Source organism: Streptomyces sp. NPDC054847 (assembly GCF_053610925.1).
Genome location: NZ_JBSGZJ010000369.1, coordinates 1 through 7,175 on the forward strand (window position 1 = coordinate 1; position 7,175 = coordinate 7,175).

General features: G+C 70.2%; 6 protein-coding genes and 1 pseudogene. 4 read left to right on the forward strand and 3 right to left on the reverse strand.

The features are described from left to right. The 4 genes from ACWGH4_RS27380 to ACWGH4_RS27395 form a co-directional block, all read left to right on the forward strand. Positions 1-901: carbohydrate ABC transporter permease (locus ACWGH4_RS27380; RefSeq protein WP_453465655.1), on the forward strand; the 901-nt coding region annotated here is incomplete at its 5' end. Continuing rightward, positions 898-1,815: a carbohydrate ABC transporter permease gene (locus ACWGH4_RS27385; protein WP_453465657.1), complete on the forward strand. Its 918-nt coding sequence runs from the start codon at positions 898-900 to the stop codon at positions 1,813-1,815. The genes ACWGH4_RS27380 and ACWGH4_RS27385, both read left to right, overlap by 4 nt. A 25-nt stretch (positions 1,816-1,840) precedes the next feature. After that, entirely contained in the window at positions 1,841-2,869 is a 1,029-nt protein-coding gene (locus ACWGH4_RS27390; protein ID WP_453465659.1) for a LacI family DNA-binding transcriptional regulator, read from the forward strand. A 162-nt stretch (positions 2,870-3,031) separates the two neighbouring features. After that, the gene (locus ACWGH4_RS27395; RefSeq protein WP_453465661.1) at positions 3,032-3,520 is read left to right on the forward strand and encodes a flavin reductase family protein; all 489 of its coding nucleotides are present in this window, start codon (positions 3,032-3,034) and stop codon (positions 3,518-3,520) included. 65 nt (positions 3,521-3,585) lie between these two features. Here ACWGH4_RS27395 and ACWGH4_RS27400 read toward each other — a convergent pair whose 3' ends face one another. The 3 genes and pseudogenes from ACWGH4_RS27400 to ACWGH4_RS27410 form a co-directional block, all read right to left on the reverse strand. Next, positions 3,586-4,449, reverse strand: coding sequence for a class II glutamine amidotransferase (locus tag ACWGH4_RS27400; protein ID WP_453465663.1), 864 nt, complete (start codon positions 4,447-4,449; stop codon positions 3,586-3,588). A 355-nt stretch (positions 4,450-4,804) separates the two neighbouring features. Beyond that, entirely contained in the window at positions 4,805-6,949 is a 2,145-nt protein-coding gene (locus ACWGH4_RS27405) for a DUF4185 domain-containing protein (protein WP_453465665.1), read from the reverse strand. A 46-nt stretch (positions 6,950-6,995) separates the two neighbouring features. Then, positions 6,996-7,175 (reverse strand): annotated as a pseudogene (locus ACWGH4_RS27410) (FG-GAP repeat domain-containing protein); the annotation flags it as partial.

Here is a 7,175-nt window from a genome sequence, read left to right on the forward strand (position 1 = left end):
GTACGGGGCGAGGTCCGCCCCGTACGGCTTCCTCGCGCCGGCCGTCGTCCTGTTCGCCCTGTTCTTCGCGCTGCCCATCGGCTACGCCCTGTGGCTCAGCCTCCACAAGGTCGACGTCCAGGGGCTGGGCCTCGGCAAGAACGCCCGGACCGAGGTCTGGGCCGGCGTCGAGAACTACACCGCCGCGCTCACCGACTCCGAACTCGGCCACGGCGCCCTGCGTGTCCTCGGCTACGGAGCGATCGTCGTGCCCGTCATGCTGGGCCTCGCCCTGCTGTTCGCGCTGCTGCTGGACACCGAACGGGTCCGGGCACGCGCCTTCTCCCGGCTCACGATCTTCCTGCCGTACGCCGTCCCCGGGGTGATCGCCGCCCTCCTGTGGGGCTTCCTCTACCTGCCGGACGTCAGCCCCTTCCACCACGTCCTCGGCCGGCTGGGACTGCCGCGGCCCGACCTCCTCGACGGCGGGCCGCTGTTCCTGGCGCTGGCGAACATCGCCGTCTGGGGCGGCACCGGATTCAACATGATCGTGATCTACACCTCGCTGCGGTCCATCCCCGCCGAGGTGTACGAGGCGGCGAAGCTGGACGGCGCCACACCGCTGCAGATCGCCCTGCGGATCAAGATCCCGATGGTGGTGCCCTCGCTGGTGCTGACCTTCTTCTTCTCGGTCATCGCCACCCTCCAGGTCTTCAGCGAGCCGACCACTCTCAAACCGCTGACCAACGGCATCTCCACCACCTGGAGCCCGCTGATGAAGGTGTACAACGACGCCTTCGTGGCCGGGAACGTGTACGCGGCCTCCGCCACCGCCGTGGTCCTGGCCGCAGCCACCTTCGCCCTGTCCTTCGCCCTGCTCAGGACCTCCAACTCCCGTGCCAAGCAACAAGGATCCCGATGAGCACGTCCACGATTCCCGTCCGGCGCCGACGGGCCGCCCCGGCCGCCGGCACCACCCCGGGCACCTTCCAGGGACCACCGCCGGGGCGCCGCGCCGCCCTGCTGCCCACCGCCGCGCTGCTGCTCGGCGCGCTGTACTGCCTGCTCCCCGTCGCCTGGGTCCTGGTCGCCTCGACCAAGTCGGGCACGGAACTGTTCTCCACCTTCACCTTCCTCCCCGGCAGCGGCCTCGGCGACAACCTCGCCGACCTCGGCGCCTACCGCGACGGCATCTACTGGCGGTGGATGGGCAACTCCGCCCTCTACGCCGGCCTGGGCGCCGTGGTGTCCACGACGGTCTCCGCCGTCTCCGGCTACGCGCTCGCGATCTACCGCTTCCGCGGCCGTGAGGCGATCTTCAACGTGCTGCTCGCCGGCGTGCTGATGCCGCCGGTCATCCTCGCCGTCCCCCAGTACCTGCTGATGGCGAAGGCCGACATGACGGACTCCTATCTGTCCGTGCTGCTGCCGCTGGTCCTCTCCCCGTACGGCGTCTACCTCGGCCGCATCTACGCACAGGCAGCCATCCCCATAGAGCTCGTCGAGGCGGGCCGGATGGACGGCGCGGGCGAGTGGCGCATCTTCCTGCGGGTCGGCGTCCCGATGATGTCGCCGGGCCTGGTGACGATCTTCCTCTTCCAGTTCGTGGCGATCTGGAACAACTTCCTGCTGCCGTACATCATGCTCAGCGACGACGCCAAGTTCCCCATGACGGTCGGGCTCTTCACGCTCCTCGCGCAGGGGTCCAGCACGCCCGCCCTCTACACGCTGGTCATCACCGGCGCCCTGCTCGCCATCATCCCGCTGATCGCCCTCTTCCTGGTCGTCCAGCGGTTCTGGAGTCTCGACCTGCTGTCCGGGGCCGTAAAGTCATGATGTCAGGGGAACGAGGGGACACAGCATGAACCGCGGCCCGGACGGCAAGCGCCGATCGGTGACGATCCACGATGTCGCGCGTGAGGCGGGAGTCTCCCGCGGGACCGTCTCACGTGTCCTCAACGGAGGTCACTACGTCAGCCCGGCGGCGCAGACGGCCGTCAACAACGCGATCCGCAGGACGGGTTACGTCGTCAACCGGCACGCCCGCTCGCTGATCACCGGAAGGTCCGACTCGGTCGCGTTCCTGCTGACCGAGCCGCAGGAGCGCTTCTTCGAGGACCCCAACTTCAATGTGCTGCTGCGTTCCTGCACCCAGGCGCTCGCCGCTCAGGACATCCCGCTGCTGCTGATGATCGCCGGCAGCGAGGACGAACGCCGGCGCAATCTGCGGTACATCCAGGCCGGGCACGTGGACGGCGTCCTGCTCGTCTCCAGCCACTCCGGCGACCCGGTGGCCGGCGAACTCCAGGCGGCCGGCGTGCCGGTGGTCGCCTGCGGCAAGCCCCTCGGGCAGCAGGCCAGGATCGGTTACGTGGCGGCGGACGACCGGGAGGGCGCCCGCGACATGGTGCGCTACCTGCACGCGTCGGGCCGCCGCCGGATCGCCACGGTGTCCGGCCCGCCGGACACCCCCGGCGGTGTCGAACGTCTCGCCGGCTACCGGGAGACGCTGGCCGAGTGCGGGCTGCCCGCCGACGACCTGCTGATCGCCACGGGCGACTACAGCAGGGCCAGCGGCGAGCAGGCCGCGGAACTGCTTCTCCGGCGGGCCCCGGACCTCGACGCCGTCTTCGTGGCGTCGGACCTGATGGCCCAGGGCGTTCTCGACGCCCTGGCGAGGGCCGGGCGCAGAGTGCCGGAGGACGTCGCCGTGGGCGGCTTCGACGACTCGCCCGCCGCGCTGTCGACCCGGCCCCGGCTCACCACGATCCGGCAGCCGTGGGACCGGATCAGCAAGGAGATGGTGCGGATGCTGCTGGCCCGGATCGGCGGGGAGGAACCGGCCGCGCTCATCCTGCCGACGGAACTCGTACGCCGGGACTCCGCCTGACCTGCCCCGGCTCCCCGTGCCACCGCGCGTCCCGCCTCCCCGTGCCGCCGCGCGTCCCGCCTCCCGTGTCGCGCGCCGGTGCGCAGGGCACCCGGGAGGAAACGGCCGCACGGCACGGCGCGCCGGTACGGGGCCTGCGGGAATGTCCGGGAGGGTTTCGCCATGGTGGACGTCAACGGATTCACTGACCTGCTGGACCCTCCCGTGTACCTCGTCACGGCGGCCGCGGACGGGCGGCGGGCCGGCTGCCTGGTCGGGTTCGCCTCCCAGTCCTCGCTGAACCCGGTGCGGTTCGTGGTGTGGCTGTCCAAGGTGAACCACACCTACCGCGTGGCGTGCCGGGCCACGTACCTGGGCGTGCATCTGCTCGGCCGGGAACAGCACGGGCTGGCCCGGCTGTTCGGCGGCGAGAGCGGCGATCGCGTCGACAAGTTCGAACCGACACAGTGGGAGCCCGGGGCGCACGGCGTTCCCGTGCTGGCGGACGCCTGCGCCTGGTTCATCGGCAGGGTCGAGGAGCGGGCCGACTGGGGGGACCATGTGGGGTTCTGCCTCACCCCCGTCGACACGTCGGCGGAACCGCTGCCGCGGGGCGCGGTACTGCGCCTGAGCGATGTCCTCGATCTGAGCCCCGGGCACCCGGCGCCCTGATCACGGCGGCACCGCCGCCGTGATCAGGTGAGGCCGCGCCCCGGCCACCGGGGCACCGCCTCGCCTCATGGCACGGTGCTGTACGGAAGCTGCCCGTCGACCTCCATCGGAACGAAGGGCCGCACGAAGTCCGACTCCGCGCCGACCGCGCCGTAGCTGCTCTCGGGGAACTCGGTCCACACCCCGGGCAGCCCGCTCAGCGGCTCCGACACGACAAGACGGGTGTCCTCGGAGAGTCCTCTCAGGAACTTCATGTCGGGGTGCAGCGCGCGCAGGGTCTCGACCTCGGCGCTGTAGTACAGAGAGCGTGAGCGGCGCTCGCTGGAGTAGCGGAAGGCCCACAGCCGCTCCCCGTCGGCCACCGCGACGGTCATCTGGAGCGGGAAGTCCACGCCGTGCCGGCGGCCCAGGGACTCCACATGGCCCGCCATGCGGGCGACGGCCGTCGGCGGGTCCTGGTCCAGGCCGAAGGTGAGCGCCAGGAAGAACATCACCTCGGAGTCCGTCGAGCCCTCGATGTCAGCGAACAGCGACGGGTCGATGACCATGCAAAGGTCCCTGCGCAGCCGGTGGAAGTCGGCGATGGCGCCGTTGTGCATCCACAGCCACCGCCCGTGCCGGAACGGATGGCAGTTCGTCTGCTGGATGGCCGAACCGGTCGAGGCGCGGATGTGGGCGAAGAAGAGGTGGGAGCGGATGTGCGCCGAGATCTCCCGCAGATTGCGGTTGTTCCACGCCGGTCCGGTGTCCCGGATCACCGCCGGAGTGCCGCCGTCGGGCGTGTACCAGCCGATGCCGAAACCGTCGCCGTTCGTCGTCTCGACCCCCATGCGGGAGTGCAGGCTCTGGTCGATCAGTGAGTGTGCGGGGCGGTAGAGCAGCGAGTCGAGGAGCACCGGCGTTCCCGTATAGGCCACCCATCGGCACATCTGGACCCTCTCCCCTGCTCGAGGCACGTGGGCCCTTCCATCATCACGCGTCGATATCGTTGATCGCCACGCGGGACGGAAGCGGGACGGCGCCTGACACGTGGTGGGAGCGTGGTGGGCTCGTGTGTGCCGGCGGGCAGGGTCGGCTTGACCCGTCAACCTGGGCGCCGCGGTGATCTCGGCCTCTCACCGCCCGCGGTCCGCCCGGCGGTGTTGACCAGGCTCACGGTCGCCCCCTCCGTGCACGGCATGACCCGACCGCCCGCGGTCCCGTACGGGGGACGGGGACCGTGGACGGCCGGACCGGTCGGGGACACGGGCCGATGGGCAGGGAAACGGTGCGGCCCGGCCCGTTTCAGAGGGTGGTCTCGCCGGCGAGGCCGAAGAACTCGTGCCACTTGCGGCCGTCGACGAATCCGGACGCGCCGTCGGACACCGACACGTACACATCGGCCTCGGAGGTGTGCGTGAAGGTGACGATGTCGTCCTTGCCGTCGCCGTTGTAGTCGCCCACGTACGGGAACTCGCCGTCCGGGGCGAAGAAGTCGTTCCACTTCTGTCCGCCACCGAAAGCGGCGCCGTCGGAGAGCGCCACGTAGACGTCCGAGGCCTCACCGCCGGTGAAGGTCACGATGTCGTCCCTGCCGTCGCCGTCCACGTCACCGACGCGTGGGCGCTCGCCCTCGGGGGCGAAATGGTCGTGTGCCTTGCGCGGGGCGCCGAACCGGCCGCCCTCGTTGAGGGCCACGTACACATCGGCCTCCGCGCCCTGGATGAAGGAGATCAGGTCGTCCCGGCCGTCACCGTCGACATCACCGACCGCCGGGAAGCTGCCCCAGGCGGCGAAGTCGTCGTGCCACTTCTGCCCGGTACCGAACGAGCCGCCGCCCGAGAGCGCGACGTATACGTCCGCCGCGTCGTCGTGGGTGAAGGTCACGATGTCGTCCTTGCCGTCACCGTCGAAGTCGCCGACGGCCGGCACCTCACGCCCCGGCGCGAAGTGGTCGTGCCACTTCTGCCCGGTGCCGAACGCGTTGCCGTCGGACGGCGCGACGTACACATCGGCCTTGGTCCCGTGGGTGAAGGTGACGACGTCGTCCTTGCCGTCCCCGGTGAAGTCGCCGGACAGCGGCGTCTCCCCACCGGGTGCGAAATGGTCGCTCCACTTCACCGATCGGCCGGAGAAGGCGGTGCCGGTGGACTTGGCGGCGTACACGTCCGCCGAGTCGTCCTGCGTGAACGTGGCGATGTCGTCCTTGCCGTCACCGTCGAAGTCGGCCGGGGAACCGCCGAACACACCTCCGCCGGTGAGCCGCACCCGCATCAGATAGACGTTGTACGGATCCCACTGGGACATCGTGAAGTACAGGTACGGGCTGTTGGAGTCGGCCGACCAGGGATGGATGAACGCCCCGTACAGCTTGGGGAAGTCGGCGCCCGCGGCGACCACGTGCTTGCCGCTCCACGGACCCGTGGGCGTCGGCGATGTGCGCATCACGACGGACGCCATGTGCTCGTCGAGATACATCATCACGAACCTGCCCAGGTACCGGCTGTACTGCACCGACACCTCGCTGACCGGCGCCCCGGCGACGGCAGCCGCCGCGTTCTGGTCCGCGCCCCACGCACTGCCGTCCCAGTAGCGGTACTCGCCGGGCTCCAGCAGCTTCCCCTCGGGGACCCGCGCGAGATGCACACCGCCGAACCGGCCGTTCGGCGTGCCGTACATGTAGACGTGGCCGCCCTGCCGGACCATGGCCGCCATCTGGAACTTGTTGTCCCAGGCTGGGGTGTTCTGCCAGCGGGCGTCGGCGTCCCTGATCCAGTTCTCGCCGTTGTCGTCGGACCAGGCGATCCCGGAGTAGTTGGTGAACCACTCGCCGGCGCCGCCCCAGTGGTTCACCGACATGTAGTGCATGTACTGCCGGCCGCCCACCGAGATGCCGGCCGTGGGGATCGTGGTCAGCTCGTCGTTGTTGACGCGCTTGCAAGGCAGCAGTTGCTTCGCGTGGTTCGCACGGTCGCTGGGCATGCTGGACAGGCTCATGCCGTCGGCGAGGTCACGGTCGCCGCTGCGACCGAGCACGTTGCAGCGCCAGTCCATGGTGGCCTGGTCGCCGACCGCGGCGCCGGGGCCGGTCCAGCCGTTGCCGTAAGTGTCGCCGAAGGCCGTCAGGATCTCGCCCGCACCGTTGTCCCACATGATGCCGAGGTCGGTGGCCTTGACCTGCCAACGGGCGTCGGTGGCACTGGTGGAACCGGGGCCGGTCACCTTGGCGACGCGCTCCGCCCGCGACAGCACGCCGGCCGTGCCGACGGCCGCGGCGCTCGCCCCGGCCCCGGCCCCGGCCGGCGCGTGTGACGCGGTGTCCTGGCCCGCGCCGGTCGGGGCGGCGACGGTGGCCGTGGCGGCGCCGGCCGTGCCGGTGAGCAGGGAGGCGACGACGAGCGAGGCCAGCGACAGGGCGGCCGGGAGCAGCTTCCCGGGATTGCGTTTCACTGCGCACTCCTTTCCTTCTCCGTGTCTGGATGGAATTCCGGGGGCATCAAAGGGTGGTTTCGCCGGGCAGGCCGAAGTGGTCGTGCCATTTGGCACCCTGGACGAAACCGTCACTGCCGTTGGAAAGCGCTACATACACATCCGCCTCGGGCGTACGCGTGAACGTGACGATGTCGTCCCTGCCGTCACCGTCGAAGTCACCCACATACGGGAACTCCCCCGCCGG

Excerpts from the sequence above, each read along its gene's own strand:
- ACWGH4_RS27385 (WP_453465657.1), top strand. The coding sequence starts at position 898 with ATGAGCACGTCCACGATTCCCGTCCGGCGCCGACGGGCCGCCCCGGCC.
- ACWGH4_RS27390 (WP_453465659.1), top strand. The coding sequence starts at position 1,841 with ATGAACCGCGGCCCGGACGGCAAGCGCCGATCGGTGACGATCCACGAT.
- ACWGH4_RS27395 (WP_453465661.1), top strand. The coding sequence starts at position 3,032 with ATGGTGGACGTCAACGGATTCACTGACCTGCTGGACCCTCCCGTGTAC.
- ACWGH4_RS27400 (WP_453465663.1), bottom strand. The coding sequence starts at position 4,449 with ATGTGCCGATGGGTGGCCTATACGGGAACGCCGGTGCTCCTCGACTCG.